The organism is Bacillus paramycoides (genome assembly GCF_038971285.1).
In the GTDB taxonomy this organism is placed as follows: domain Bacteria; phylum Bacillota; class Bacilli; order Bacillales; family Bacillaceae_G; genus Bacillus_A.
This window is the reverse complement of the sequence record NZ_CP152427.1, coordinates 4565938-4589561: the sequence shown is the minus strand read 5'-3', so window position 1 is coordinate 4589561 and position 23624 is coordinate 4565938. Positions and strand designations below refer to the sequence as shown.

Here is a 23624-nt window from a genome sequence, read left to right as displayed (position 1 = left end):
TACAAATGCTTTCTTATTACGATCGTATTTTTGAAAATACATATATAAGAAGTTCAATCGCAAAAATAACTAAAACAGATAGTCCGAATAAAGGCATGACAGCGCCTAGTATAACCATCATGATAAAGAAAACGATTATGCTTTTCTTATCTCTTTGCTTTGGTGGTGCTGCTAATTTTCCTTTCGGCTTTCTAGCTAACCACATTTTTACTCCGTAATAAATAAGAAGTAATAAAGATAATGTCGTTAGTAAGCATAATATTTTATTTGGCCATCCGAATAAATGACCTTCGTGAAGCGGGATACCGTAAGTGAACCATTGTGCAAATAAGCCATAATCACGATAGTCCGTTTTTGAAATGAGTTTTCCGCTATATTGATCAAAGTAAGCTGTTATTTCTTCATTTGGTGCCACATCCATGCCCGTAATACCAGAACCGCTCGATTTCGAAACAGTGAATACACCTTTCGGATCAGCTGGTAGTGAGATAACGTATGGCTTCTTTAGTCCAATTTCTTTTTGTAATTCATCGACAGAAATTGCTTTTGGCTCATTTGAATTTGATTCAGGAGGAGCTTCTTTTCTAGTTGCCCATGGCAATTCTTTTACCTTTGATTCAGGCGGTGTCATATACAACTTTGGATATCCAATCGATTCATTCGACGATGCGATTTTATAAATTTGGTTACCCATAAATCCTGACCATGGCAATCCAGATGCGACTAACAAAACGAGTGGAATTGTAAATATAATACCGATAATAGAATGACGTTGTTTTGCTTTTTCTCGTTTATTGGATGCCGGTTTGTTTTTGAACTGGCGTATACTCATATACACCCCAGTTACAATTAAAAAGATTGTCCAGCAAGCCGCAAGCTCTACAATATAGTTAACAACAGTGCCACCAATTAAAAGAGAACTATGTAATTCCCTCATTATATTCGCAAATGTTTCACTTGCATTTTGATCTCCAACAATTTGATTATTGCTATCTAAATACACATATTTTTGTTGCCCTGTATATTCATTTGCAATCGTAATCCTCGTATTATAATCCCCATTAAACTCACTAATTTTCGCCACACTATAATGTGGATATTTTTTCTCGGTTAAGGAAATAGAATCAGCCATCGAAATAGACTCTGTTTGGGTGCTCTTCCCGAAATATAAATCTTTATAGATGAAATCTTCAACCTCTTCCCGAAATAAATACCCAATTCCGCTCAGTGACAACGTAATAAGAAGCGGTGTAATAAAAAGCCCAGCATAAAAATGCCAACGCCAAAAAATGTAATGAAGCGAACGATTTACTTTCATACTTTCAGTTCCCCTAACCTTCCCTATATGAATAACTACTTATTTAATATAGCGAGATTAAGTGTGATTACTTTGAAAGAATTGTGAAGAAAGTTAAAAGTTTTTAGGATTTTTATTAAACAAAAAACACATTTTAAAAGGAGTATTTTTTATGTTTACGAAGATCTCTTTGTATTTGATACATACATCCTAACAACCGCCTCAGCAAGACATTGAGCGGAATCAACAAAATCCTCGCCCGCCACCACATTCAAATCAGTACATGCGATAATTGCGGTATCTACTTCATCTTTCAACTGCACAACGAGCGCGCTCCATAATTTGTGAGCTTCTTCAACTTCTCCGCTTTTAATATACGTAATAATTTGATTAATCATCGTTTGCCATTTTTCATAATGAATGTATTCTATATTCCGTTTTGCAATCCCGTCTTGATAAATACCAGTTTGAATTGTCGCTTCTGTTGCGAGAAGAGCGACTCTGTTTATATTTTCAGGAATTGCTTGTAACGTCTCATCGACGATATTTAAAATCGGAATGGAAAGAGAATGCTGTAATTCCTCAAAATAAAGATGCGCCGTATTGCACGGTATAGCGATAAATTCTGCGCCAGTACTTTCAAGTTTTTGTGCTCCTTCAATAATCGCTTTTTTCATCGCTTCGTGATCAATAGGGCGATCCATATAAAACGGTGTTGGACATGAATAAATCATCATATGAGGAAAGTCCATATCATGTTTTGCCCCGTATATTGTTTGGCACCCTGCTACAACTGTATCGACGAATGGTCCAGTTGATTTTGGCCCCATTCCTGCTAGTATTCCGATCATTGTTTGGTCTCCTTTAATATGTAATTAAAAACGTTTTTTGCGAACGATAAAAAGAAATAAAGTAAGTAATAAAAATGAATATGCGATAGCCCAAGCTGTGAGCCATAGCGTGTGAGTCAGTATATTATATTTGTATTGAGCAAGCATTAGAAAGCTTTCGACAGGTGGTAAAAACCATAGTAACTCTTTTTTAAATCGGATGGAGGCGATCGTTATAAGTAATATGAATGTAAGGCTAAGCCAAGCGGTGCTTGCTTTTGGAATCATATTTCTAGTAAATAAAGTTGCGATTGAAATTCCAAGTATAGAGAAAGACATATGAGCGAGAAATCCGACTAAAAATAAAGAAACTGCCATTTTTTCATTAAACATTTGCAAAATAATTGGATAGATTACAGATATAAAAGATAACACAGTACAAATGAGAAGAGTGGTAATATATTTACCCACATATAGTGCGGAAATATTATTTGTGTGAGAAATAGTAATTTGTTCTTGTACAGGGTCTTCCGTATGAAAAATTGTGACTGTAATCCAGGCAGATAATAAATAAAGTGCGAGTGCCGTTTCTAAGTATGTCGGCACAATAGGAGTCGGTTTATATGTATATACAAAAAGTAAGCTCACAAAGTACATCGCAATAGGAGGGACGTACTTATACGATTTTGTATAGTCGAGAAAGTGATAACGAATAAGAGCAAACATAATGAACCTTCTTTCGATTTAAAAGTTAGGTTGTAGCAGTGTGATAGATGCTTTTTTATGTAATAAAAAATGAAGCATTTCGTTTGTATATTCTTTTTCGATTTGTAATTGAATAAGGTTTTGATTTGAATTGTGTGTAACGTGTATAAAACCTAATTGTTTCCGTAGTTCTATCGCTGAAAATGTTTCGTGAACGATTGCTTCAATATAGACTTGTTCTGCCGCCTTTTGCACAGAGATATCTTCCGTGAGTGTATGATTTGCTAACGTCACAATTCTATCGGCGAAGTTTTCAAGTAGTTGTTTTTCATGACATGTGAAGAGGATAGATATGCCTTGTTGTTTTAATGAGAGTAAAATATTTTCTAATTCTTGCTGAGAGTTAGGATCAAGTCCAGAAAGAGGTTCATCTAAAATTAATAGATGGACGTCTGTAAGCAATGCTTGCATAATACCTGTTTTTTGTTTCATACCTTTTGAAAAGTTTCGTACAACGGAATGCCTTGCATGATGTAAATGGAAAGACTCAAGAAGCATTGGAATTTTATCTTTTAAATATTTTGTTGATAAACCGTGAATGTGGCCGAGATGATATAGATAATCCTCTAATGTAAAACGAATCCCTTCAGGAAAATGTTCAGGTACATAGCCGATTTGTATATGTTCTTTTCTTTGAAGTGTCCCTGCTGTAGGTGAAATAAAACCTGCAATTATTTTGAGTAGAGTACTTTTTCCGGTCCCGTTCCCGCCAATAATAGCGAGTGCCTCTCCTTCTGGAATGGATAAATCGATGTTGTCTAGTATAAGTGATTTGCCGTACTTCTTTTGAATTCCCCTTAGTTCTACTAGCAAAGTGCTATCCTTCTTTCTTCAAATATTGTATACATCCATTATATAGGAGAATAAGAAAAAGACGTGCAATGAGTGCACGTCTTTTTTTGTCATCTTTTGTCGATAAGTCGATATAGTGTGTCGAATCGTCGATATATCAAAAAAATCGTTGATATATCTGGAGTTACGATAGATATAATTGAAAAATCGTCGATATATTTAGCGCTTCTCAATCGCCACAATAAATGGCGGGTTATTTTGCTGGTTAATGAAGCCATATCGCAATACGTGAGCTTGTTTTTGGTCTAGTTCTTCTGCAAATTTGAGAACAGCGTCGCGTTCTACTTGTCCTTCTGGGTGTCCGTGGTAAATGACAAGGACGATGATTCCTTCAGGTGCCATTACTTCTAGTAATTGTTCAATTGCCGAAATTGTTGAGTTCGGTTTTGTAACGATATGCTTGTCTCCGCCTGGAAGGTAACCTAAGTTGAAAATTGCGCCTGTTACTTTTCCTTTTGCATCTTCTGGTAATAAGGATAGAAGTGTATCGTGACTATCGTGAACTAAAACAGTACGTTCGAAAAGTTTTTTTTCTTTTAGACGAGTTGTTGAGCTTTCAATCGCCTCTTTTTGAATATCAAATCCAAATACTTTTCCGTTATCTCCAACGATTTCAGCTAGGAAGCAAGTGTCATGCCCGTTTCCTAAAGTTGCATCTACAGCATAATCGCCTTCTTTTACTGCTGTTTGCAAGAGAGTACGAGCAAACGGTAATACACGTTCTAATTTCATTGTTGTTTCTCCTCATTTGCATATTTTCCTTGCCAGCTTCCGCGGCGTACAAATTCTGCATCGATGGAATTTAATACTTCCCATTTATTTAAGCTCCACATTGGGCCGATCATTAAATCAGGCGGCCCGTCACCTGTGATGCGGTGCACAATTACGTCTTCTGGAATCATTTCAAGTTGGTCAACAACGAGACTTACGTAATCCTCAAGAGAAAGGAATTCTAGTTGTCCTTTTTCATATTGCTTCACCATTGGCGTTCCTTTTAATAAATGAAGTAAATGAATTTTAATTCCTTGTACGTCAAGCTTCGCTACTTCACGAGCTGTTTCCATCATCATGTCGTAATCTTCAAGGGGAAGACCGTTAATAATATGAGAGCAAACTCTAATGCCATGCTTACGTAGTTTATTTACGCCTTCCACGTAAGACTGGTAATCGTGAGCGCGATTAATAAGGTTTGCAGTTCGTTCGTGAACAGTTTGTAATCCGAGTTCAACCCAAAGGTATGTGCGTTTATTTAAGTCCGCTAAATATTCAACAACATGATCTGGCAAACAATCAGGACGAGTGGCGATAGAAAGACCGACAACGTCTTTTTCTGCTAGAAGCGGTTCGAATTTTTCTTTTAATACTTCAAGTGGTGCATGTGTATTTGTGTACGCTTGGAAATAAGCGATACATTTTCCGTCTTTCCACTTTGAGCGCATTTTTTCTTTCATTTCATGATATTGCGTTATAACATCATCGCGGCGATCACCAGCGAAGTCACCAGATCCGGCGGCACTGCAAAATGTACAACCGCCGTAAGCAACTGTACCGTCACGGTTCGGACAATCGAAGCCAGCATCTAATGAAACTTTAAAGATTTTTTCACCAAATTCATTTCGTAAATGGTAATTCCATGTATGATAACGTTTATTGTCGTTTGTATATGAAAAAGGGTTTTGAACCTTCATTACTTTCCCTCCTAAGCCGAGTCAAAATGAAACAAAATCCATTATAACATACTCATAAGGTTCATATGGAAGGGACACACTAAAGGGGAATTGAAGCAAGGAGGGACAATTATGGCAGAGCGTCAATCACTTGAATCGTATATTACACAAGCGGAACAAGCGGTGGAATATGCGAAAGAACAATTAGATCTTGGTATGAGACAAGAGCATTACAATACGATGGAGTATTCAGATGCACAGTTACAATTAGAACAAGCATATAACGATTTACAAACGATGCAACAACATGCGAATGATGAGCAACGTGAGCAATTAAATAGAGCACGTATGGCAATTCGCCAATTGCAACATCAAATGATTATTACACCGCACTAATAAGGAGTGAATGTAATGGCGAAACGTTCAGATCAAAATAACCCAGAGCAAAAAACGCAAAATGGACATAACGCAGAGTTTTCGAATGAGCTTGATCCAGTTGTTCAAGTGAAACAGCGTAACAGTAAAAAAGGACAACCCCAAAAATCGAAACAATCAGAGTAGACCAGGTCGCAATATGACCTGGTTTTATTTTGCTATATGACAATAATGTAAGATTTCTGTAAGGTTTGCAGATAGTTGTAAGCTTACTTTTCCAATAGAGTAAGGGAGGATTAAATTTTGGACAAGGAGTTGCTTTATGGGGAACAATATGACAAACAAACGAATTGATGAGCTAGATTACATTCGTGGCTTCGCATTACTGGGGATTATTTTAGTAAATATTCTAGCACTACTTAATATTAAAACACCAGATCCTAATACAGTAGATGCTAGTTATCAAAGGTTTCTATACTTATTTGTAGAAGGTCGTTTCTTCTCGATTTTTTCATTCTTATTTGGAGTAGGATTCTACATCTTCATTACAAGGGCAATTGCGAAAGGGAAGAATGGATACGTTCTATTTCTCCGCCGCGTAGTTGCGCTATTTATTTTTGGGTTAATTCATCAAATGTTTCAGCCTGGAGAAGCATTAGCGTTATACGCAATTTGTGGATTAATCGTTTTACCGTTTTATAAAGCGAAAAAAGAAGTGAATGTAGTAATTGGTCTTATTCTTACAATAGCTTTTAGTATTATGGCAGCTAAGGAATTATTACCATTAGGTTTAATTTTATTAGGTCTTGCTGCGGGGCAGTATAAAGTATTTGAAAATCTTTCAGCAAAAATCAAACAAGTCGCTATTTTTACAGACATTATGTTTGTTTTAAGTGTTGCAGCGTTATGGTATCAATATGGGCATGTTCCTGCTGAGCCATTCGTAAATATGATGCTCATGAATGAGGATGGAACAATGGACGCTGCAGGTCAGTTCTTGAAAATTGGTGTTACAGTTGGACCTATCATTTCAGCTTTCTATGTCGGAGCATTCATTTTACTACTTCGATTAAAACCAGTTCAAACATTGTTAGCGCCACTGAAATATTACGGTCGTATGGCTTTAACGAATTATATTGGACAAACTGCAATGATCTTAATTGCCGGTAGTGTATGTAACTTTGCAGGTAACTTAACGTACATGCAGACGTTATATGTATGTATCGCAATTTATGTTATTCAAATTGTGTTTAGTGTAATTTGGATGAAAATCTTTAAAATGGGTCCGCTAGAATGGATTTGGCGTGTTATTACGTATTGGACGGTAACCCCTTTAAAGAAATAAAGAGAGAAGTGGGCTGTTCCTTTTGTGGAATAGCCCATTTTTATTTTCATCTTTTTTCGGTAAGTCGATATTCTTTGGCGAATCGCCGATATATTTGGCGAATCGCCGATATATTTGGGTAATCGCTGATAAAAGTGTAAGAATCGCCGATATATTTGAAAAATCGCTAATAAAATTTTATTTACCAATGAACCTTACACGCCCACCTTTTTTATATTACAAAAGTGTAAGGTAATTGTAATGTTAACAAATAGCAGTTCATCCCCAAAAGGCGCAAAATAGGTAATGGAAAAACAAGCGTAGGAGGATATATATGACGAAACCAGTTGTAGACGTGAAAAACGTTCAAAAAGTGTACGGTAAAAAAGGTGAGAACCAATCACACGCGTTAAAAGGTGTTTCATTCTCAATTCAAGAGGGTGAGTTTGTTGGGATTATGGGACCATCTGGTTCTGGTAAAACGACATTATTAAATGTAATTTCAACGCTTGATAAAGCAACGGGCGGCGTTGTTGAAATTGCGGGTACGGATATTACGAAAATGAAACAAGGTGAGCTTTCTGATTTTCGTTCACAAAAATTAGGATTCATCTTCCAAGACTTTAACTTATTAGAGAACTTATCTATTTATGAAAACATCGCACTTCCACTTTCCTTGCAAGGTGTTTCATCACGTAACATTGGACCGAAAGTTGAGAAGGTAGCGGAGATGTTAGGAATTACAGAAATACTTCAAAAGTACCCATCTGAAGTATCTGGTGGACAGAAACAACGTTCAGCAGCAGCGCGTGCTTTAGTACATGAGCCAGCAATTATTTTAGGGGACGAGCCAACAGGAGCGCTTGATTCTAAAAATGCAGCGAGTTTACTTGATGCGATGACAAACTTAAATAAAGAGCAAGGCGTATCTATTATGATGGTTACACATGATCCGTATAGTGCAAGTTACTGTCAGCGTATTTTATTCATTCAAGATGGTGAGCTATATAAAGAAATTCATCGAGGCGGTACACGCGAAGAGTTTTATAAAGAAATTTTAGATGTGCTGGCAGACTTAGGCACACAAAAAGCATAAGAAAGGAGGTCTAGGGCATGTTATTTAAACTTTCCATGTCAGGACTAAAAAGTAAGCTGAAAGATTATATCGTCTTACTTGTTGGTCTTGTCATGTCCATTTCAATTTTTTATATGTTCCAAACATTAGCGTTAAACGAGGCCTTCCTTAAGGAAAATTCTACTATTGGTCAAATTGGATTTGTATTCCAAGCAGGTTCATTTTTACTAGCTATTATAACGTTCTTCTATATTTTGTATGCGAACTCTTTCTTACTATCTCTTCGTCAAAAAGAGTTTGGTATGTATATGATGTTAGGAGCAAAAAAGCATAAAGTTACATTACTTATGTTTATCGAAACAATCGTATTAGGTGCTGCGTCTCTTGCGATTGGTATTATAGTTGGTGTAGGCCTTGCAGAAGGTATCGGACAGTTATTAATGAAGCAATTAGAATTTGCTGGTAAAGGCTATAAAGCATTTTATTTACCATCAATGACTGTTACTTGCATCTTCTTCTTTGCACTATTTGTATTATCAGCAATTATGAACAGTATTAAATTATCACGTATTTCTGTACTGCAACTTGTACATGCAGATGCACAAACAGAACGTGTTGCGGTAAAAGGAAAAATGACAGGTGTAGTTGCATTCCTTGCGGTTATTTTATTAGGCATTGGCTATGCATCAATGATTTACATGGAAAAACTAAGAGAAATGGGAATCATTATTGCATTAATTACAACAACAGCTGGTACTTACATGCTGTTTGGATCACTTCTCCCTGTTATTATTAAAAAGTTAAAGAGTAATAAAAAACGTAGTGAAAAAGGGCTTAACGCTTTTACATTTGCACAATTAAATTTCCGTATTAATAGTTTAACAAAGGTACTTGCAACAGTAGCGATGTTAGTTGCTCTTGGAGCGGGTGCAATTTCAGGTGGTATGGCTTTTAAAAATAACGTTATAAAAATGGTTGATGGTTTAGTAATTTACGATTCAGTTGTTCATAATCCAACAGCTGAAGAAAAGAAAGTTTTAGACGGTATTACATTTAAAGAGAAAAATGAATATCGTTACAAAGTTGATAATAAATACGTTTACTATGTAAAAGAAGATTTAGAGAAAAATCGTCCTTTAGTAAGAGATATGGCAAATATGAAATCGATGAAGGATTTAGTGAACACGAAGAAAGTTTCTGCAGAACTGCCAGTAGGTGCAGTTTCTAGAGAAATGAATGAAAAAGATGCGAATGCTAAAGCACTTCCAGAAGAATGGGACGAGGCTTTCAGAACAATCCAGCCATTCTACGTACATGAAGATCATGCAATTAAAATTGTAGATCAAAAAATGTACGATACTGTAAATGGTAAAGAAGGAATTGTATTTACTGGAAAAACAGATGATTTTGAAGCACACATAAAAGAATGGAAAAAACTTGACGAGTTGCAACTAGATAAATATAAAAATATAGCAATTGAAAGACTAGATAGTAAATATCGAGCTTACGACATGTTCTACGGCGTTGCGAGTGGAACAGTGTTTATGGGATTCTTCCTTGGAATTGCTTTCTTAGCAATGATGGCAAGTTGTTTAATGTTCAAAATTCTTTCTGGTGCATCAAAAGATATTACGCGTTATCAAATGCTTCGTAAAATCGGTGTGCGCCGTGAGTTATTAACGAAATCGATTTATAAAGAGTTATTCTTAGTATTCTTATTCCCAGCAATTTTAGGTATTGCTCACGTATTAGTTGGTATGAATATTTTCGGATTTATTTTAGTTGATCCGTACTTCCGTATTTGGGTACCAATCGTAATTTTCGTAGTAATTTATGCGATTTATTACTTCATTACAGTTCAATTGTATAAAGGAATTGTTCTTCCGAAAGAAGATTAATACGTAAAAGGCCGAGTGAAAAAGCTCGGTTTTTTATATTTTCAGAAAAAAACACTTTAATGTTACTGAAATATATAATATAATGTAAATAAGTAACATGATATGTGAGTATCAGCAACCAAAAAATGAAAGGAGGAATCCAATCTATAGAAAGAAGCTGAACTTGTATCCCCTATTTTTCTACCCACACCGTATTTGTACAATCATAAATTTCCAAATGAAGAACTGTCAGACCTAAGTTGTATATTGTGAAAATAATGGATAATACATGGAAATCTCATAGCATGATAAGGTAAAATGAACAGGATAATGAGAAAATTACCGTTCATAAGATGAGGAGATACATGTATGGAAGTTGTAGAGGCATTAAAAGATATAAGTCAAATTGAGGCTATGAAAAAGTATTTAAAAGAGCACTCGCAGCGAGATTATCTTTTATTTGTTATTGGAATTAACACTGGATTAAAGATTACTGAACTACTTAGTATGAAATTTGAAGAGGTATTAAATGAAGATGGAACTGTGAAAGAGTTCTACTCTCTTCCTGTGAAAGACGAAAAATTTAAACAAGATATTTATTTAAATACAAAAGTAAAAGAAGCACTTTTAGAGTATGTACAATCTATTGATGCTCAAAGAGAAAACTACGTATTTCAATCGAATAAAACGAAAAATTCAATTACGCGTCAACAAGCGTATCGCGTTATTCATAACGCAGCTGAAGCAGTTGGGATTGTTGGAAAGATTGGAACGAACTCAATGAGAAAAACATTTGGATTTCACGCGTACAAAAGAGGAATAGCAATTGCGCTATTGCAAAAGCATTTTCATCACGCGACTCCATCTGAGACGCTTAAGTATTTAGGGATCTCAAAAGATGAGAAGTTTAAAACAGAGATTGATGTAGATTTGTAAAAGCCGTAACTAAAAATTTTAGGAGGCGGAACATATGAATATTAGAGAGAGTGAACTACCGGGCATTGGATGTAAATTTGAAGTTATAACAAAAGGTAATGAAAAAATGGTTATCGTTATTCATGATGATGGCCGAAGAGAAATGTATCATTTTGATGCGGATCACGATGAGAGTGTTGCGAGCATTTCTCTTCGTGATTCTGAAGCGAGACAAATCGCGGCTATATTAGGCGGAATGGTATATAGGCCGCAAGCGTTAGACACAATTGAGATGGCTTTTGAAGGATTATCAATTGAATGGTTTAAGGTAGAAAATCATGCGCCAGTAGTACAACAAACAATTGGTAGCTTACATGTCAGAAAAACATATAACGTAACGATTATTGCTATTTTGAAAAAGAATATGAAGAAATTCTTTAATCCAGGTCCAGACTCTATTATTGAAGCTGGCGATATGCTCGTATTATCGGGTGAAAGACATGAAGTGAAAAGAATTATTAATGAATTGCTTTCAGCAGGAGGTGATTCATAATCGATGGATACTTTAATCTTTGAAGTTGGAACTGCGTTAGTATTAGTAGCTTTTGCAGCTATCCTCGCTGCGAAGTTAAAGTTTTCGATTATTCCGTTTCTCATTATACTCGGTATGTTAGTGGGGCCTCATGCCCCAGATTTAGGACTTATCGATTTAAGGTTTATTGAAAGCGGAGAAGTTATTTCATTCCTCGGCCGTGTTGGCGTCATATTCCTCTTATTCTACTTAGGTTTAGAATTCTCAATAAAAAAATTAATTAAATCAGGAAAGTCAATTGCTTTTGGGGGGACTGTCCACATATCGCTTAATTTCATATTAGGTTTGCTTTATGGATATGTGATGGGCTTTCCCTTACTAGAAACGTTAATTATTGCTGGAATCATTACAATTTCATCAAGTGCAATTGTTGCGAAAGTAATTGTTGATTTAAGAAGATCTGGTAATAAAGAGACTGAATTAATATTAGGAATCATTATGTTTGATGATATTTTTTTGGCTGTATATTTATCAGTCGTTTCAGGGTTAGTGCTCGGTGGTGCCACATCATTTGTAGGTGCTCTTACATCGGTATTAATCGCAGTAGGATATATGCTACTATTTTTTGTAATCGCTAGAAAAGCTACGCCGCTCTTAAATAAAATATTAGATATTTCGTCAAATGAAATTTTTATTATCGTAATATTTGCTATTTTATTCTTTGTAGTAGGATTTTCAGAAACGATTCATGTTGCAGAAGCGATTGGAGCGTTATTGTTAGGGCTAGTCTTTTCTGAAACAGAGCATAGCGATCGGATTGAGCATCTCGTCGTCCCATTTCGTGATTTCTTTGGAGCTATATTCTTTTTCAGCTTCGGTTTAAGTATAGATCCGTTTTCACTTGGAGGAGCAGTGTGGTTGGCGTTAGGGGCAGTGCTCATTACACTCATCGGTAATTTTACAGCTGGAATGATTGCAGGACGTAAAGCCGGGTTATCGCATAAGGCTTCTACGAATATCGGTTTAACACTTGTATCACGCGGAGAGTTCTCCATTATTGTAGCAAATATCGGTATTGCGGGTGGCTTAATGGCAGCAATTAAACCGTTCTCTGCACTGTACGTTTTAATATTAGCATCGTTAGGTCCGTTATTAACGAAAGAGTCTGGGAGAATATACTCTTTACTAGATAAGATATTTAAATGGAGCGCTAAAGAACGTGCGAAGCGAAAAAAAGAAGTTGGATAGTATAAATAAGGGGAGGCTGCGTAAACTTCATGCAGTCTCCCTTTATTTATATACTGTTACTAATGTCGTTTTTTGTTGGTAAGTCCATATAATTTAATAATCGCTCATATATTTTTAAGTAGCAATCAATATAATTTCATTTACCGAAACTCCCGTTATCTGAATTTCATCAACTATTAATCAGTTGCCTTCCTATTTAAAAACGACTACAATTTTACTGTTATAGATGAACGAAAAAATAGAATAGGAGGGGAGACTATGCCAAGGAAAGTATGGCTATTAGTAGCTGGGATGATTATTAATGTCACGGGTGCTTCTTTTTTATGGCCTTTTAATACAATTTATTTGCATGATCACCTAGGAAAATCTTTATCTGTGGCCGGAATGGTATTAATGATCAACTCGCTTACTGGTGTAATCGGAAACTTGCTCGGCGGTGTTTTATTTGATAAATGGGGCGGTTATAAATCAACTTTAGTAGGGATTGTGATTACACTCGTATCAATTTTAGGTCTTGTGTTCTTCCACGGTTGGCCATTATATGTTGTGTGGCTAGCGTTAATCGGCTTTGGTTCTGGAATGGTCTTCCCATCGATGTACGCGATGGTCGGTACGGTTTGGCCAGAGGGCGGAAGACGAGCATTTAATGCGATGTATGTTGGACAAAACGTTGGTATTGCGATCGGAACAGCATGTGGTGGATTAGTTGCATCGTATCGTTTTGATTATATTTTCTTAGCGAACTTTATTTTATACTTTGTTTTCTTTTTGATTGCTTTTATTGGATTCCGTGGTATGGAAGACAAAAAAGAGCCGGGAGTGCAAAAAGAAGTCGAAACGAAAAAAGGTTGGTCGCTTACACCTGGATTCAAAGCACTTCTTATCGTGTGTGTAGCATATGCTTTATGCTGGGTTACATACGTACAGTGGCAAGGGGCGATTGCAACACATATGCAAGAATTAAACATTAGTCTTCGTCACTACAGTTTATTATGGACGATAAACGGAGCGATGATTGTTTGTGCGCAGCCACTAGTTAGTATGCTAATTCGCTGGATGAAGCGTTCTTTAAAACAACAAATTATGATCGGAATTATCATTTTTGCGGCGTCATTCATTGTGTTAAGTCAAGCGCAGCAATTTACGATGTTCCTCGTTGCGATGGTGACTTTAACAATTGGTGAGTTATTCGTTTGGCCAGCAGTTCCGACCATTGCAAATATACTTGCGCCAAAAGATAAACTTGGGTTTTATCAAGGCGTTGTAAATAGCGCGGCGACTGTAGGGAAAATGTTCGGACCGGTCGTTGGCGGAGCGATTGTTGATTTATACAATATGGAAGTATTGTTTATAGCAATCATGGTAATGCTTGTAGTAGCGATTATTGCAACGAGCATTTATGATAAACGAGTAAAAGTAGAAGAAACAGTTGAAGAAAAAATTGCAGTTTAGTTTGACGGAACATGTTCACATGTTTTAGAATATATTTAAATAAAACAACCTTTGGAACAAGGGAGATCGCTCGGCTGTCCTAAGACGAATTCATTAGTTATGAAGAGTAACGATTAACCGAGAAGCCCCGCTTTAAGTAAGCTCTTATGAGATACGAAGTTGAGGGTAGTTCACATTCACTCATATTTGTAATAACAGTGAGAAGGAGTAGTAGTAATAGAAGCTGGTTTAGAGAGTTGACGGTTGGTGCAAGTCAATCCACGTTTCGTTATGAACTCGCCTTTGAGTTGCAGTTGTGAAACTAATAGTAGCAATTGCCGTTAATCCACGTTACGGATCTAAGCGAATGTATATTTGTACATTAATTTAGGGTGGTACCGCGGGAATCTATAACCTCTCGTCCCTTTCTAGGGATGAGAGGTTTTTTGTATTTTGGGCGGTGAAAATAAATAGAATTTCAAGGAGGGTATCTCATGAGCTTTAATCATCAAGAAATTGAGAAGAAGTGGCAAGGGTACTGGGAAGAGAATAAAACATTCCGTACGCCAGATGAGACAGAAAAACCAAAATTTTATGCACTAGATATGTTCCCATATCCATCAGGTGCAGGTCTACACGTAGGACATCCAGAAGGTTATACAGCGACGGATATTTTATCTCGTATGAAGCGTATGCAAGGATATAATGTTCTTCATCCAATGGGATGGGATGCATTTGGTCTTCCAGCAGAGCAATATGCACTTGATACTGGAAACAGCCCAGCTGAATTTACAGAGCATAATATTAATACGTTCCGTAACCAAATTAAATCGTTAGGTTTCTCTTACGATTGGGACCGTGAAGTAAATACAACAGATCCAAACTACTACAAGTGGACACAATGGATCTTCCTAAAACTATTTGAAAAAGGCTTAGCTTACGTTGATGAAGTACCTGTAAACTGGTGCCCAGCGCTTGGTACAGTACTTGCAAACGAAGAAATCATTGATGGTAAGAGTGAGCGCGGTGGACATCCAGTTGAGCGTCGTCCGATGAGACAGTGGATGTTAAAAATTACAGCTTACGGAGATCGTCTATTAGAAGATCTAGATGAGCTTGATTGGCCAGAAAGCTTAAAAGATATGCAACGTAACTGGATTGGTCGTTCTGAAGGTGCAGAAGTACACTTCAATATCGACGGTATAGACGAGAAATTCACAGTTTTCACAACGCGCCCTGATACATTATTTGGTGCAACGTACTGTGTGCTTGCTCCGGAACATGCACTTGTTGCAGAAATTACAACAGCAGAACAAAAAGAAGCGGTAGAAGCTTACATTAACGCTGTAAAAATGAAGAGTGACCTAGAGCGTACAGAACTTGCAAAAGAAAAAACTGGTGTATTTACTGGTGCTTACGCAGTTAACCCAGTAAATGGTGAGAAATTACCAATCTGGATTGCTGATTACGTTCTTGCAACTTACGGAACAGGTGCTGTAATGGCAGTTCCAGCTCATGATGAGCGTGACTATGAATTCGCATCAGTATTCAATCTTCCAATGAAGGAAGTTGTAAAAGGCGGAGACATTACGAAAGAAGTGTACACAGGTGATGGTGCACACGTAAACTCAGCATTCCTTGATGGTTTAAATAAAGAAGAAGCAATCGCAAAAATGATTGAATGGCTTGAAGTAACAAGCGCAGGAAATCAAAAAGTAACGTACCGTCTACGTGACTGGTTATTCAGCCGTCAACGTTACTGGGGTGAGCCAATTCCAGTAATTCACTGGGAAGATGGCACAATGACAGCTGTGAAAGAAGAAGAATTACCATTAGTTCTTCCAAAAACAGATAACATCCGTCCTTCAGGTACAGGTGAATCACCACTTGCTAACATTGACGAGTGGGTAAATATTGTTGATCCTGAGACTGGTAAAAAAGGTCGTCGCGAAACGAACACAATGCCACAATGGGCTGGTAGCTGCTGGTATTACCTACGTTACATCGATCCAAACAATAGCGAAGCACTTGTAGATCCTGAAAAAGTAAAACAATGGCTTCCAGTTGATATTTATATCGGTGGAGCAGAGCACGCTGTACTTCACTTACTATATGCTCGTTTCTGGCATAAAGTATTATACGATATCGGTGTAGTTCCAACGAAAGAGCCATTCCAACAATTATTCAACCAAGGTATGATTCTAGGTGAAAACAACGAGAAAATGAGTAAATCAAAAGGTAACGTTGTAAACCCTGATGATATCGTAGCAAGCCATGGTGCAGATACACTTCGTCTATACGAAATGTTCATGGGACCATTAGATGCTTCAATCGCTTGGTCTGAAAATGGTCTTGATGGAGCTCGTCGTTTCCTAGACCGTGTATGGCGCCTATTCGTTCAAGATAACGGTGAACTAAGTGAGAAAATTACTGATGCACCAAATAAAGAGCTTGAAAAAGCTTACCACCAAACAGTGAAGAAAGTAACAGAAGACTATGCAGAGCTTCGCTTCAACACAGCGATTTCTCAAATGATGGTATTCATCAACGATGCATACAAAGCTGAAACACTTCCGAAAGAATATGTAGAAGGTTTCGTAAAAATGATTGCACCAGTTGCACCTCACATCGGGGAAGAGCTATGGAGCAAACTTGGATACAATGAAACAATCACATATGCAAGCTGGCCAACATTTGATGAGTCTAAACTTGTAGAAGATGAAGTTGAAATCGTTGTTCAAGTTATGGGCAAAGTTCGCGCAAAACTAACAATGAGTAAAGACGCATCAAAAGAAGAAATGGAACAACTTGCACTTGAAGCAATTCAAGACCAAATTGAAGGGAAAACAGTTCGTAAAGTAATTGTTGTTCCTGGAAAACTTGTTAACGTTGTTGCAAACTAATTTATTCTATAAAAAGCTCAGAGTATTTATACTCTGAGCTTTTTTGTGTAGAAAATAATTTCTGGATCCCCCTAGTTAAATTTTCAATTATTCCATTACGTACAAATAAAAGAGCGGAATTCCCATACAGACAAACACCTATTTTTCTATAGGAAATATGATAAAAAAGGTAGGCTAAATTGAGTAGAAGAGGTGAAAGGAATGAAAGGGATGGACAATAATGCACCACATGGCTTCTTCGGAGGTGGATCGGGTAGTTATGAACAAATGATGTTAATGGGAGGAGCTGGCCAACAAGGATACGGTGGGATTCCGAGCTGGATGGGTGGAGCAGGAGGCTTTCCAACATCGGTAGCTGGTATGCAAACTGGAATGCCGACATCAATGGGAGGCTTTTCGACATCAGGGGCTGGAATGCCTACAGTAACAGGAAGCTTTCCGACATCAGTAGCTGGCATACAGACAGGGATTCCAGTAGGAGCACCAACTACATTTCCTTCTTTCGTTGGAGGAGTGCAGACAGGATTTCCGGTACCAGGAGTAGGTGTTGTAGCTGGAGGGATAGGCGGGTATCCGCAAGTTGTTCACGGTCATCATGAACATCACCACCATCATGGACACCATCATCACCAAGGCCAGCACGGTCATCATGGACACCATCATCATCAAGGCCAACACGGCCATCATGGACACCATCATCATCAAGGTCACCACGGCCATCATGGACACCATCATCATCAAGGTCACCACGGCCATCATGGACACCATCATCATCAAGGTCACCACGGCCACCATGGACACCATCATCACCAAGGCCAGCACGGCCACCATGGTCATCAACAACAAGTACATCACCACGGTCAACACCACATTCATTCGCAAGCTATTCTTTATCAAATGCACCAAGGTCAACATGGCCACCACGGCCATCATGGTCAACACGACCATCAAGGCCACCAAGGTCACCAAGGTCACCACGGCCACCACGGTCATCACGGCCACCATGGTCAACAGCACCAACAGCACCAACAATACCAACAGTATCAACAACAACAATCTTCTCCTTGGCCAGGTGGAATTGGAGCAGGAGGAGCAGGGGCAGCGGCAGGAGCGGCTAGTATTGGTGGAGCAGCAGGACACGCTGGACACGTGGGTCATTAATGAATTGCAGAAAGAAAGACATAATAAAAAACTGCTAGGAAATCCTAGCAGTTTTTTTCAGCTTCTTTGCGCTGACGTTCGATTTCAGCACGAAGTTGTGGTTCTGGTGCTTGCCAGCCTTCTGGTTTTAGAATTTTGCCGTCGCCTTCACGGAATCGAGGTTTTCCATCAGGAAATAGTTTTGCCATGTTTGCGTTATTTACAATTTCGAATCCTTTATCAGGACGTACGCCCATTTCCGCAAACGTTCCGAATGCAAAGTAAATAAGGTCAATTAGTGCATCATATTGATCTTCAACAGTCGTTGCTTCTAGAAATTCTTCTAGCTCTTCTTGCATAAAACTTGCACGGATTTTTGCGCGTTCTTCTGTTAGTTTTGTTGGAGTATTTGTCACGGGGTGTCCGAACTCTTTATGCATTTTTGCAACAAGTTCGTACCCTTTATCTAAACCTTTTTCGTTTGTCATGTTGTTTCATCCTTTCTCGCTTTGTCCGAATCTCATTGTAACATAGGGTGATTATGAAATGAAAAGGGACTGTCCAAAAGTTTTAGCTTTTAGTTAAGATAGGGAAAAATTATATCGACTAAACGACAAAACATAAACCATTAATAAAAGAAAGCCATCCCGGAATACTTTTGGGACAGCCCTGCTCGCTATTCTTCTTTTTTTATTAAAATAGATAAAATAAGATCGATGCCAAACATACCAACGAGCAACATTGGTATAACGACAAGTAAATAACGTGTGAAGGAAACATTTTTTAAGTATGTATGAGCAAATAAAAAGACGCCGAGAAATAAAATACCATTTAAAATAGGCTTTACTAATTTTTTAGACATAAGCTCCCCCATAAATATCTTCTCTCTCTATTTGATAATAAAAAACTCCTCTCTCCGTTGTATCATGCTGGAGAGAGGAGTTCAATCATTTCTCATTCAATTACACCAGAATTTGTAATGTCTACGGTGTATTTTATAGTAACCGGAACATCTTTGTACATTTGTTTCCACTCTTCTAATTTGAATGGGCGATAATGTTGCTTATATTTAGCTCCTAGCCCGAGAGGATCGACATCTAAAGATTTAAACTGCTTAATTAATTTCTTACCTTGTGTCTCCAATTGTTTTTGAACGACCTTCTCAATCTTTTTTGTGTTCTTAGCATTCTCTAAGTTAATTTGTTTCGATACTTCTTGAATACGAGCATCGACTTTAACATGAATGGAAAAAGAAGGCTTTCCGTTTTTTATTTTTACATCGTATGTTGGAACAGAACGAATATTATTAATCATTACGTACCCAGGATTTGCTTTAAATTCACGTGAGTCCAATTTATGTTTCTCTAAAAGTCCTTTGAATACAAACATATCTTTTTCCGCGATTTTACCAACATATTTATCTTTTTTAAAAAGACCAATTCCCGTGATTTTTATTTTATCACCATGTTTCTTTAAAATTGGAATATAGTAGTCTTGCCCTACTTGATAATAACGGAATGCTCCTACATGCAGATTATCTGTTGGTAAAGGACCGGTCTCCATATTATGTTCTAGCATTTTTTTTATATAAATTGCAACGTTAGATGAAGTTGTGTACTTTCCTTTTAAAAGTTCAGTGCCATTACCTTCAAGTAAAGCAACATATAAGGCATTCCCAATGTTTACATCACGAATTAATGTATCGAAGGAAGCAACCATTCCTTTCTTAGCAATTCGGATGGTAAATAGAGCAACCCGCATTTGCCCGCTAGCAAATGGTTGAGAAGACTCTAAAGATGTGTCAGCTTTTACTTGTTTTACCGCATTTGCTGTTCCTTCAAAAACTTGAACTTTGTTCCCTTTTTGCTGAATAGGACAAACAAATGTTACCTTTATTTTATTATCTTTTGCTACATCAAAGACAGTTCCTTGGATAAGGTGTACGTCATCGATAATATTTTTTTGTAAACATCCAGTTAGACTGAAGAGTGCTATACAAGAGATAAGTATTAATTTATTTTTGATTTTTTCCATTTTCTTTTCACCCACACAATGATAAATAGGATTGGGATGTATACATAAATGAGCCAAAAGCTCCCTTTTGATGCATTACTAATAAAATTATTAATATCGTGTCTGTTTGTTAAAAGTTGTGAAACAATGAGGGTGATAATGATAAAAGCGATTAAAACACCTCTTTGTTTTACACGGAATATTTCGTGAGTTGCTCTCATTGACGCCCATAAAGGGAGGATAAAACTTGAAATAATAACGAGTGCATAGCCTGAAATTGCAATATATTCGAGTCTTTCTATAAATGGTAATTGAATGACTTGGGTCATAGAAAGTTGGGCCCATATCGTTTTTAACAATTGTTTTTCACTAAAAAACGAAAAGGCTAAAAGGGTGCTAAATAAATATAGAAGGTTTGAAAATAGTGCCCCATATTGAGCAAATTTATGAGATTGCTTAGGGTTTTTCACAAATGGATAAACCATGAGGTAAATCTCAAAACCAGTCATGCTGTAGATTGACAGTTGAGCGGATTTTAAAATATCTGAAAAAGAATGTGTGAATATAGGGAGTAAATTCTCCCAATGTGAGTATTTCAAAACGAATAAGCTTAGAAATAAATACCCTAGTGTACCACCAACAGAGATGACGCAAATGCCAGTAATGACACGAAATCCAGAAGAAATGATGTAATAGCTAACTAGGCACAAAAAAAGTGTTAACATAAAGGTGGAGCCAGTTGGGAACATCCATACTTGAATAATTTCAACGTATGTTCGAATAACCGAAATACTAACGATTAAAAAATAGGCTGCAAAGATGATATTAAAGACGTTCCCTATCCACTTTCCAAACGTTTGTCGTTGTAAATCAATTAAATTCCCGTTTGTTTCTTTTAATAAAAAATACATCATCCATATAAGAATCTGGATACAGAGTCCTGTGATTAGAACTCCCATCCAGCCGTCGTATCCAGCGGCTTTTGCGGTGATTCGAGCAAATCCGAGAACGCCAGCTCCGAACTGTGCACCGTGAATTAAGAAGAAAACAAAGACAGGAGATATTTGATATTTTTCTTGAACTTTACTCATCAATGCACCTCATTTCTTAATCATCAAAGTCCGACCTATGTTTTGTTGAAATTCCTTTTGCTGCTTTCTTTACATGTTGTGGCCTTGCTTGTACATCCCTTGTATCAATCATTGTTAAAGGAAAACGAATCCAAGAATCTTTAACAGATTGTTGTCTTGTCGGATAAAACAAAGCGTACGGCTTACGTAAGGAAGTAAGCCTGAATAGATGAGTAAATAAGAAGATAAACCCGAGAGAAATTCCGAACAATCCGCCTATTTCTGCAAACATAAGAAAGGGAAAGCGTAGTAATCGAACTGCATTACCCATTTTATAAATAGGTGTAATAAAGGAAGCGAGTGCTGATAAGGCAACGATAATTAATAAAATATTACTCGTTAAACCAGCTTGTACAGATGCTTGCCCGATTACGATACCGCCTACAATACCGAGCGTTTGACCGACTTTCATTGGTAACCTCGCGCCAGCTTCTCTTAATAAATCGATAACTAATTCCAAAAAAAGTGCTTCAATTAGAGGTGGGAATGGAACTTGCGCTCTAGATAAAATTAATGTTTCCAGCAAATCACTTGGAATGAGTTCATAATGATAATTTAAAACAGCAACATATAATGGAGCTGCACAAATTGAGAAAAGAACAGCGATAAGGCGTAAAACTCTTGAAAATGTTGCATATAGCCAAGAGACATTATAATCTTCTGGTGAAATAAAGAAATCGAAATATGATACAGGAGTTAATAGAACGTTCGGTGAACCATCGACAAAGATAGCAATTTTTCCATCAATTAGTGCTTTTGTAACTCTATCATTGCGTTCTGTATTGATATAGAGTGGGAAAATTGATTTTTCACCCGTTAATTCTTGTAAGTAAGCACTATCATTAATTTGATCATATTCAAGAGCGCGTAATGATTCCTCTAGAAACTCTACATTCTCTTTTTCAGCAAGATTATCTAAATACATCATGACAACCTTTGTTTTTGAAAATTCGCCGACAATTATTTCTTTTGTTTGTAAATCTAAAACAGGAAGACGTTTTCGAACTAAATTAATATTTGTATCAATATCCTCTACAAAACCTTCTTGAGGACCGATAACAGTCGATTCGTTTAAAGGAGGAGTTGGTGCACGATAATTATCAATTGCAATATTTGCGAGCATACATTTTTGATCTTGTTGATTCAATTGAATAATCGCATGCCCCTTTAAAACCATATCCTCAATTTTTTGTAAGTCGTTCGTAATTGTAATGCCGCTCATCGGGATATGTTCCTTCAGCTCTTCTAGTGATGCGTTAGGTCGTTCTAAAAGAGTGGGCATTAAATACTTTTGTAATTTTTCTCCATCAAGTGAAGGGCGATAGTAAGAAATCCAATAAGGCATCGTTTCATCGTCGGATGTATGATAATTCACAAAATCACTAGACTTTTTCAGCTTCTCTATTAAATTTTGTAAAGAATGAATACGGTCTTTTTCTGGTTTTGTAAAGTCATAAATACTATTACCTCCAGAGCTTTGTTGCTTACTTTGAGAAGGTTCATCTTGTTTCGTATTTTGTTGTTTATCCTGAGAAGAATCATTTTGTTTCGTATTTTGTTGTTTATCCTGAGAAGAATCATTTTGTTTCGTATTTTGTTGTTTATCCTGAGACGAGTCATCTTGTTTCGTATTTTGTTGTTTATCCTGAGACGAGTCATCTTGTTTCGTATTTTGTTGCTTATCTTGAGCCGAATCATCTTGTTTCGTATTTTGTTGCTTATCTTGAGCCGAATCATCTTGTTTAGCACTTTGCTGTTTATCCTGAGCTGAGTCGTTTCGCTTAGCGTGTTGTTGTTTATTTTGATCAGGATCATCTCGTTCAGAGTGTTGCTGTTTCTCTTGGAATGAGTTGCCTTGTTTAGAATGTTGCTGTCTATCTTGAGCCGAATCATCTTGCTTAGCGTGTTGTTGTTTACCCTGATTCGATTCATTTTGCTTAGCATGTTGTTGCTGATCTTGAGAAGACTCCTTGTGTTCCTCTTTTTTTTGTTCTCCATTGTTATCTTTATTATGTTTCATACTTCTAGTCTGTTTTTGGTTATCATCCTCTTGATTGTTAAGTTGTTGCTCCGAGTTACCTGAGTCGTTTTTTTCTGTTGTGTTTGATTTTTTTTTCTTACGTAGCCAATTCCAAATCATATGTATGCCCTCTTTAATTGTGTAATATAGTGCTATTTTGTGGCTAATTTTGTATATTATTCATTTATTTATGAAAAGAAGGAGGAGATTGGTTTGCATAGAAAAAATCC

22 protein-coding genes and 1 other annotated feature are annotated in these 23624 nt (G+C 37.0%); of the genes, 11 read left to right on the top strand and 11 right to left on the bottom strand.

What is annotated here, in order from left to right; genetic code table 11:
• Positions 1-16 precede the first annotated feature (16 nt).
• The 6 genes from AAG068_RS23800 to AAG068_RS23775 all read right to left on the bottom strand — a co-directional run bounded on the left by AAG068_RS23800 (position 17) and on the right by AAG068_RS23775 (position 5432).
• On the bottom strand, positions 17-1318 hold the full coding sequence (locus AAG068_RS23800; protein WP_342716048.1) for a PepSY-associated TM helix domain-containing protein: 1302 nt from the start codon (positions 1316-1318) through the stop codon (positions 17-19).
• Positions 1319-1473: 155 nt separating this feature from the next.
• Positions 1474-2148 (bottom strand): aspartate/glutamate racemase family protein, encoded by a 675-nt coding sequence (locus tag AAG068_RS23795; RefSeq protein WP_342716047.1) that lies wholly within the window; start codon positions 2146-2148, stop codon positions 1474-1476.
• A gap of 24 nt (positions 2149-2172) precedes the next feature.
• Entirely contained in the window at positions 2173-2853 is a 681-nt protein-coding gene (locus AAG068_RS23790; protein WP_342716046.1) for an ABC transporter permease, read from the bottom strand.
• A gap of 18 nt (positions 2854-2871) precedes the next feature.
• Positions 2872-3705, bottom strand: a complete 834-nt coding sequence (locus AAG068_RS23785; protein ID WP_342716045.1) for an ABC transporter ATP-binding protein — start codon at positions 3703-3705, stop codon at positions 2872-2874.
• Positions 3706-3903: 198 nt separating this feature from the next.
• Positions 3904-4476: a class I SAM-dependent methyltransferase gene (locus tag AAG068_RS23780; RefSeq protein ID WP_342716044.1), complete on the bottom strand. Its 573-nt coding sequence runs from the start codon at positions 4474-4476 to the stop codon at positions 3904-3906.
• Positions 4473-5432, bottom strand: a complete 960-nt coding sequence (locus AAG068_RS23775; RefSeq protein WP_342716043.1) for a TIGR01212 family radical SAM protein — start codon at positions 5430-5432, stop codon at positions 4473-4475. The genes AAG068_RS23780 and AAG068_RS23775 overlap by 4 nt, the downstream gene beginning before the upstream one ends.
• A 111-nt stretch (positions 5433-5543) precedes the next feature.
• Between AAG068_RS23775 and AAG068_RS23770 the strand changes: the two genes are divergently transcribed.
• The 11 genes from AAG068_RS23770 to AAG068_RS23720 all read left to right on the top strand — a co-directional run bounded on the left by AAG068_RS23770 (position 5544) and on the right by AAG068_RS23720 (position 18252).
• On the top strand, positions 5544-5807 hold the full coding sequence (locus tag AAG068_RS23770) for a YtzC family protein (protein WP_000840865.1): 264 nt from the start codon (positions 5544-5546) through the stop codon (positions 5805-5807).
• A 15-nt stretch (positions 5808-5822) separates the two neighbouring features.
• Positions 5823-5972 carry a hypothetical protein gene (locus AAG068_RS23765; protein WP_001129344.1) on the top strand — a complete coding sequence of 50 codons (150 nt, stop codon included), beginning with the start codon at positions 5823-5825 and terminating at the stop codon, positions 5970-5972.
• A 136-nt stretch (positions 5973-6108) separates the two neighbouring features.
• Positions 6109-7131, top strand: coding sequence for a DUF418 domain-containing protein (locus AAG068_RS23760; RefSeq protein WP_342716042.1), 1023 nt, complete (start codon positions 6109-6111; stop codon positions 7129-7131).
• 313 nt (positions 7132-7444) lie between these two features.
• Positions 7445-8206, top strand: a complete 762-nt coding sequence (locus tag AAG068_RS23755; RefSeq protein WP_048551224.1) for an ABC transporter ATP-binding protein — start codon at positions 7445-7447, stop codon at positions 8204-8206.
• Positions 8207-8223: 17 nt separating this feature from the next.
• Positions 8224-10083 (top strand): ABC transporter permease, encoded by a 1860-nt coding sequence (locus AAG068_RS23750; RefSeq protein ID WP_342716041.1) that lies wholly within the window; start codon positions 8224-8226, stop codon positions 10081-10083.
• A gap of 348 nt (positions 10084-10431) precedes the next feature.
• Positions 10432-10998 (top strand): tyrosine-type recombinase/integrase, encoded by a 567-nt coding sequence (locus tag AAG068_RS23745; RefSeq protein WP_098669390.1) that lies wholly within the window; start codon positions 10432-10434, stop codon positions 10996-10998.
• 34 nt (positions 10999-11032) lie between these two features.
• The gene (locus AAG068_RS23740; RefSeq protein ID WP_342716040.1) at positions 11033-11530 is read left to right on the top strand and encodes a cation:proton antiporter regulatory subunit; all 498 of its coding nucleotides are present in this window, start codon (positions 11033-11035) and stop codon (positions 11528-11530) included.
• A gap of 3 nt (positions 11531-11533) precedes the next feature.
• Positions 11534-12757 carry a cation:proton antiporter gene (locus AAG068_RS23735; RefSeq protein ID WP_342716039.1) on the top strand — a complete coding sequence of 408 codons (1224 nt, stop codon included), beginning with the start codon at positions 11534-11536 and terminating at the stop codon, positions 12755-12757.
• A 258-nt stretch (positions 12758-13015) separates the two neighbouring features.
• Positions 13016-14209: an MDR family MFS transporter gene (locus AAG068_RS23730; protein ID WP_048529473.1), complete on the top strand. Its 1194-nt coding sequence runs from the start codon at positions 13016-13018 to the stop codon at positions 14207-14209.
• A 188-nt stretch (positions 14210-14397) separates the two neighbouring features.
• Positions 14398-14617 (top strand) — a binding site (T-box leader).
• Between the two features lie 65 nt (positions 14618-14682).
• On the top strand, positions 14683-17091 hold the full coding sequence (leuS, locus tag AAG068_RS23725; protein ID WP_342716038.1) for a leucine--tRNA ligase: 2409 nt from the start codon (positions 14683-14685) through the stop codon (positions 17089-17091).
• Positions 17092-17292: 201 nt separating this feature from the next.
• Positions 17293-18252 (top strand): hypothetical protein, encoded by a 960-nt coding sequence (locus AAG068_RS23720; RefSeq protein ID WP_342716037.1) that lies wholly within the window; start codon positions 17293-17295, stop codon positions 18250-18252.
• Positions 18253-18296: 44 nt separating this feature from the next.
• Here the strand turns inward: AAG068_RS23720 and AAG068_RS23715 are convergent, their stop codons facing one another.
• The 5 genes from AAG068_RS23715 to AAG068_RS23695 form a co-directional block, all read right to left on the bottom strand.
• Entirely contained in the window at positions 18297-18719 is a 423-nt protein-coding gene (locus AAG068_RS23715; protein ID WP_342716036.1) for an HAD family hydrolase, read from the bottom strand.
• Between the two features lie 188 nt (positions 18720-18907).
• On the bottom strand, positions 18908-19093 hold the full coding sequence (locus tag AAG068_RS23710) for a hypothetical protein (RefSeq protein WP_000038783.1): 186 nt from the start codon (positions 19091-19093) through the stop codon (positions 18908-18910).
• Between the two features lie 92 nt (positions 19094-19185).
• On the bottom strand, positions 19186-20265 hold the full coding sequence (locus tag AAG068_RS23705; protein WP_342716034.1) for a Ger(x)C family spore germination protein: 1080 nt from the start codon (positions 20263-20265) through the stop codon (positions 19186-19188).
• Complete coding sequence (locus tag AAG068_RS23700; RefSeq protein ID WP_342716033.1) at positions 20241-21335, bottom strand: spore germination protein; 1095 nt, start codon at positions 21333-21335, stop codon at positions 20241-20243. The genes AAG068_RS23705 and AAG068_RS23700 overlap by 25 nt, the downstream gene beginning before the upstream one ends.
• A gap of 16 nt (positions 21336-21351) precedes the next feature.
• Entirely contained in the window at positions 21352-23514 is a 2163-nt protein-coding gene (locus AAG068_RS23695; protein ID WP_342716032.1) for a spore germination protein, read from the bottom strand.
• Between the last annotated feature and the right edge of the window lie 110 nt (positions 23515-23624).

What these genes read in the sequence shown, in the direction of transcription:
- AAG068_RS23790 (WP_342716046.1), bottom strand. Translation starts at nt 2,853, where the DNA reads ATGTTTGCTCTTATTCGTTATCACTTTCTCGACTATACAAAATCGTAT.
- AAG068_RS23750 (WP_342716041.1), top strand. Translation starts at nt 8,224, where the DNA reads ATGTTATTTAAACTTTCCATGTCAGGACTAAAAAGTAAGCTGAAAGAT.
- AAG068_RS23760 (WP_342716042.1), top strand. Translation starts at nt 6,109, where the DNA reads ATGGGGAACAATATGACAAACAAACGAATTGATGAGCTAGATTACATT.
- AAG068_RS23765 (WP_001129344.1), top strand. Translation starts at nt 5,823, where the DNA reads ATGGCGAAACGTTCAGATCAAAATAACCCAGAGCAAAAAACGCAAAAT.
- AAG068_RS23700 (WP_342716033.1), bottom strand. Translation starts at nt 21,335, where the DNA reads ATGAGTAAAGTTCAAGAAAAATATCAAATATCTCCTGTCTTTGTTTTC.
- AAG068_RS23795 (WP_342716047.1), bottom strand. Translation starts at nt 2,148, where the DNA reads ATGATCGGAATACTAGCAGGAATGGGGCCAAAATCAACTGGACCATTC.
- AAG068_RS23715 (WP_342716036.1), bottom strand. Translation starts at nt 18,719, where the DNA reads ATGACAAACGAAAAAGGTTTAGATAAAGGGTACGAACTTGTTGCAAAA.
- AAG068_RS23745 (WP_098669390.1), top strand. Translation starts at nt 10,432, where the DNA reads ATGGAAGTTGTAGAGGCATTAAAAGATATAAGTCAAATTGAGGCTATG.
- AAG068_RS23755 (WP_048551224.1), top strand. Translation starts at nt 7,445, where the DNA reads ATGACGAAACCAGTTGTAGACGTGAAAAACGTTCAAAAAGTGTACGGT.
- leuS (WP_342716038.1), top strand. Translation starts at nt 14,683, where the DNA reads ATGAGCTTTAATCATCAAGAAATTGAGAAGAAGTGGCAAGGGTACTGG.
- AAG068_RS23740 (WP_342716040.1), top strand. Translation starts at nt 11,033, where the DNA reads ATGAATATTAGAGAGAGTGAACTACCGGGCATTGGATGTAAATTTGAA.
- AAG068_RS23705 (WP_342716034.1), bottom strand. Translation starts at nt 20,265, where the DNA reads ATGGAAAAAATCAAAAATAAATTAATACTTATCTCTTGTATAGCACTC.
- AAG068_RS23720 (WP_342716037.1), top strand. Translation starts at nt 17,293, where the DNA reads ATGAAAGGGATGGACAATAATGCACCACATGGCTTCTTCGGAGGTGGA.
- AAG068_RS23800 (WP_342716048.1), bottom strand. Translation starts at nt 1,318, where the DNA reads ATGAAAGTAAATCGTTCGCTTCATTACATTTTTTGGCGTTGGCATTTT.
- AAG068_RS23735 (WP_342716039.1), top strand. Translation starts at nt 11,534, where the DNA reads ATGGATACTTTAATCTTTGAAGTTGGAACTGCGTTAGTATTAGTAGCT.
- AAG068_RS23695 (WP_342716032.1), bottom strand. Translation starts at nt 23,514, where the DNA reads ATGATTTGGAATTGGCTACGTAAGAAAAAAAAATCAAACACAACAGAA.
- AAG068_RS23770 (WP_000840865.1), top strand. Translation starts at nt 5,544, where the DNA reads ATGGCAGAGCGTCAATCACTTGAATCGTATATTACACAAGCGGAACAA.
- AAG068_RS23780 (WP_342716044.1), bottom strand. Translation starts at nt 4,476, where the DNA reads ATGAAATTAGAACGTGTATTACCGTTTGCTCGTACTCTCTTGCAAACA.
- AAG068_RS23775 (WP_342716043.1), bottom strand. Translation starts at nt 5,432, where the DNA reads ATGAAGGTTCAAAACCCTTTTTCATATACAAACGACAATAAACGTTAT.
- AAG068_RS23730 (WP_048529473.1), top strand. Translation starts at nt 13,016, where the DNA reads ATGCCAAGGAAAGTATGGCTATTAGTAGCTGGGATGATTATTAATGTC.
- AAG068_RS23710 (WP_000038783.1), bottom strand. Translation starts at nt 19,093, where the DNA reads ATGTCTAAAAAATTAGTAAAGCCTATTTTAAATGGTATTTTATTTCTC.